We start from the raw sequence: 3796 nt of genomic DNA, 5'->3' as shown, positions 1-3796 counted from the left end.
ATAAGTCCACAGAATACATCTCCCCACCCTCCGCTCATCAGCTTCAGGTGTCAGATTGCGGAATTTTACTCCGCGACGGTCAGATCATCAGACCGTTTCTGTGGGCATTTTGTCTCCGGGATTCACAATGCGGATGGTCGCGGTCTTCATGCACCGCGATGATGTAATCAAAGTGGCCTTGATCATTCTGGAAGAACCGCTCAGCCACGTCGGTGGCAATGTCGCGCACATCGTCTCCGCGCGTGCCAATCGGGAACGACATCAGCAGATGTGTGGTCTGCCCGAGCTTGGGTTTGAACCCCGCGCTCCAGCGCTTCGCAAAGCGCTCGGTGAGGTCTTTGATTTCGCCGCGATCAAGCTTGGATTTGCCATCCAATAATCCGCTGCTGTCGACGATATGGGTGGACTTGGTCGTGAGATACCCAAGCTGGTTTGCAAGCTCGGATTTATTGTTTGTCCCGCCGCCCCGGATCGCTTTGAACACAGCTGCCCGATGCCCCGCTGCGGCGCGCACCATCTGCTTCTGCTTGGAGACATGCAGGCCCTGCATCGAGCCTCGGATGCGGCTCCACCCATCCCGAAACACCTCACCCGTAACAGCGTCCACCGCATCATTCAGCCGCATGCGCAAACTCCCTCAAAGCAGCAGTCGCAGTCAACTGCATTGCGTCCCGACGGCGACGCACAAGCAGGTCAATCTCGTCCGCACTGTCGAGGATGAACCGCGCCAACCCGCGCATCTGGGCTAGGCGCAATTCGGAGAACTCGACACCAGATCCCTGCCCCGCGCGATTGGCCTTCTGCATCTGCTTTGCGATCTGCACAACACCGTTTCCAACCTCATTCAAAGAGGCCCTGTAGCGCGCCATCTCAGCAGCAAGTTGAGCGTCCGCCACAAACGTGCCACCTGCCGCTTGCATCAATCGCCGCAGCCCCTCCGAGCGCGTCTCAATCCCCGCTGAAGTAAGGACAGCATCAAACCCCGCCATCTCTTCAGGGGTGACCTTCACGCTCACAGCCAGCACCGGAACCGCCGTATCGCGCTGCCGCTCTGCGTCACTCTTCACCGTGTATTGCACCGCCCGCGGCGTCACCCCAAACCGCTCCGCAAGCACGGACGTGGAGACCCCGTTCGCAGCTTCGCGCACGATCTCCATGCGTTGCGCATCGGTGAGACGTTTTGAGCGAGACATGCGAAGAAAGACCCCCTATTTCCTGCCACCTTCATACAAGGCTGCACCCATCATACGAAACTATACTAATATGTCAATAATATACTTAGGGTGATTAGGCGCGCAGGCAGCCTTGTATTCCGTTTTACGCCGAGCACCGCAGGGGTGAGGCCGCGCCCCAAGGGGCGCCAACAAACGCCAGCCACATGCACCAACATGGGCCGCTCTCAACAGTGCCCGCGCCTGAGGTCCGGCTGAACATGCAATGTTCGGGCGGAAACGAAGGGGCGGGGCACATCCTCAACCGACGGGGCTGACAGGCAGGGTCAAGGGAGGCCAGAATTGGCTTGTCAATTCTCTGCCGCAAAAACCGGGAAGGCACCGCCGATAGGTTTTTGGGGATGGCCCCCTTGAGGCGGACTGGCGGCTCTGTCACCGCACTATTCCAACCCCAGCGGAAACCATCAGGACTGCTCCGCAGTCCTGTCATCCGTAACCGTGACCGCGGCCAAAGGCAGAGGTCTCAACGGGACGCACAGCGATCTCTGGAACAGAGATAGGGCCGCCTTCCGGCGGCCCATCCTCGGGGAGGATTTACTCTTGGGGTTCCTTAGAGCTTGGCGGGAACATCACCAGCTCCTGGACCCCGACGGGGAAGTCGAGCTTGAGGCTGAAGAACTCCGAGCCGTCCCCGTTGCGGGTGTTGCGGAACATGGCCCCGACACGTTGGAAACGGGTGCGCTCCTGGCCTTCGGTGTCGGTGTATTTGACGGGAACTGTTGCGACGTAATGGTTGGTCATTTGGGTCTCTCCTTTTTGCGATGGGGATTTTTTGGCACGGGGGCTTAGGACCGATCGCAAGCGCAAATGCGGAGGGTCTGCGCCACAGGCGTGGAAGCCGTATTTGTGCTTGCCGGAGCGCAGCGCAGGGCACGGCCGGTCCGACCCCGTGCGATCCACATCAATGAGCAAAAAGAAGAGACCCAAATGTATGTGCCTATATCGCAGTCGCTACAGGTCTCGTTGATTTCGATTGGGACGAAGGCTCGGGTCGCGTTGATGCAATGTGTCGGGATTTGGTCTGTAACGTTCAACGAATAGGAGAACGATTTTTCAGCTACGAGCGAAGATCAATTTTTCGGTGTTGAATGACTCCGATGTTACTGACACCAAGCTTGAGGACGTGGGGGACAGCTTGTCCGGCCGTACCGATATGGCACGGCCAGTCCTTCGCCAATCAGTGTGCGTCCCACATCCTGACCGTCGACAAACAATGATCCACAGAGACGTCCGAAGTTGCAACGATCTGTGCCTTCAGTGCCAGGCCTGCATGAACAGGCCACGCGCTCAAATTCTATCGACGCCGCATTCCGCACCAGCTGACTCAAACGCGCCGTTGCGCGTTCCCCGACCTGCCGCTCAGCTGTGCAGGACGCCTGCCACGTTTCGGGCGTGTTGAAGCCAACAAGACGCACATTGGGCGTAATGCCACGCACATTGATTGTGTCACCGTCGATGATCCGCACATCGCTCGCGCGCAAACCGCGATCTGGCGATACTGGCTGCGCAACAGATGTCCCATTCGGAGACAGAAAGCTCGAGTACATCCAGCCGGTTCCCAAGTCAGATCGTATTTGCGCCCATTGTCCTTCGTCACGAAGCAGTTGGACACGCGTGCCTTCAACAAGAACACCCATGACCCGATCAGACGTGGACGGCCCGTCCCGCTGATTGACCCGTGTCCCCGTCACATAGACGTAAGTTCCGCTCGTCGTTTGCGGTGCAGACGTCGCTGGCGGGTTGTTGGATGTGGAGCGCGACGATGTTGAATCGAACAAGGACCCAATCATCGCAAAGAATGCGACAGCGATAACAAGCGGCACCATGATTTGTCGCTGCGCCTTACGCACCGCCCTCCGAGGTGCTGTGATTGCACGGGTGACAGACATTGGTCGAGCTTTTTGGTTGGTAAGACGCGGGTCTGCGTATCGGGGCCGGACGCGATGCGCTATCGTTAGCCTGTGATTTGGCCTGCGATGATGGCTCACGTTCCAACTTCAAGACTTTGTGTAGGCTGGCATATTGGGCCTTACTCAGACGCGTGTCGGTTCCATACTTCTGAAAGCGCGTGGCCATGTTTGTGAGAAACGAAACCTCCCAATCGTTCGCCTGACCAGACTGCAATCGCGCATCAATGCGCGATTGTATCTCTTTGGTGCGTTCCGGGGAAAAGGGCATCGACTGAAAAACCTGAGGTGGCGTGATATGCTGCCCAACAGATGTCATTTGCATCACAGGCACAACAGACAAGGATTACATTGAGATACCGCGCCGCCATTCGGCAAACGAGAAATTCCTATAGCCACCGTCATGACTTACATGAACCCTTGCTGCAGAGCAGCACCGCGCGTCTGAATTTCAACCCGCGCTCTTGAGAACGAAGAAAGGGCCACCCGAAGGTGACCCTCTCTGACTTATGCCTCACCCGGTGTCTTTGCTGCGTATTCCGGAGGATCCGGCCACCTATTCCGACAACATCCGGCCACCTGTTCCGGGGTATCCGGCCACCTGTGACGCGTTGCCGTGAGGCAGCGTATTTTGGTTATCAGTCTTGAGGGGTTTCG

4 protein-coding genes are annotated in these 3796 nt (G+C 57.6%); all 4 read right to left on the bottom strand.

The window, feature by feature from the left end; translation table 11 throughout:
• Positions 1-79 precede the first annotated feature (79 nt).
• The 4 genes from ROE7235_RS19000 to ROE7235_RS21045 all read right to left on the bottom strand — a co-directional run bounded on the left by ROE7235_RS19000 (position 80) and on the right by ROE7235_RS21045 (position 3022).
• Positions 80-625: a relaxase/mobilization nuclease domain-containing protein gene (locus ROE7235_RS19000; protein ID WP_245964038.1), complete on the bottom strand. Its 546-nt coding sequence runs from the start codon at positions 623-625 to the stop codon at positions 80-82.
• Complete coding sequence (locus ROE7235_RS18995; RefSeq protein WP_121097505.1) at positions 612-1193, bottom strand: helix-turn-helix domain-containing protein; 582 nt, start codon at positions 1191-1193, stop codon at positions 612-614. The genes ROE7235_RS19000 and ROE7235_RS18995 overlap by 14 nt, the downstream gene beginning before the upstream one ends.
• Before the next feature lie 573 nt (positions 1194-1766).
• Positions 1767-1973 carry a hypothetical protein gene (locus ROE7235_RS18990; RefSeq protein WP_121097502.1) on the bottom strand — a complete coding sequence of 69 codons (207 nt, stop codon included), beginning with the start codon at positions 1971-1973 and terminating at the stop codon, positions 1767-1769.
• Positions 1974-2332: 359 nt separating this feature from the next.
• Positions 2333-3022, bottom strand: a complete 690-nt coding sequence (locus ROE7235_RS21045; protein ID WP_370743969.1) for an SH3 domain-containing protein — start codon at positions 3020-3022, stop codon at positions 2333-2335.
• Positions 3023-3796 lie beyond the last annotated feature (774 nt).

Source organism: Roseinatronobacter ekhonensis (assembly GCF_900499075.1).
Classification (GTDB): domain Bacteria; phylum Pseudomonadota; class Alphaproteobacteria; order Rhodobacterales; family Rhodobacteraceae; genus Roseinatronobacter; species Roseinatronobacter ekhonensis.
Note: the sequence above shows the minus strand (reverse complement) of the source record. Positions and strands in the feature narration are given on the sequence as shown.

What these genes read in the sequence shown, in the direction of transcription:
- ROE7235_RS19000 (WP_245964038.1), bottom strand. Translation starts at nt 625, where the DNA reads ATGCGGCTGAATGATGCGGTGGACGCTGTTACGGGTGAGGTGTTTCGG.
- ROE7235_RS18995 (WP_121097505.1), bottom strand. Translation starts at nt 1,193, where the DNA reads ATGTCTCGCTCAAAACGTCTCACCGATGCGCAACGCATGGAGATCGTG.
- ROE7235_RS18990 (WP_121097502.1), bottom strand. Translation starts at nt 1,973, where the DNA reads ATGACCAACCATTACGTCGCAACAGTTCCCGTCAAATACACCGACACC.
- ROE7235_RS21045 (WP_370743969.1), bottom strand. Translation starts at nt 3,022, where the DNA reads ATGATTGGGTCCTTGTTCGATTCAACATCGTCGCGCTCCACATCCAAC.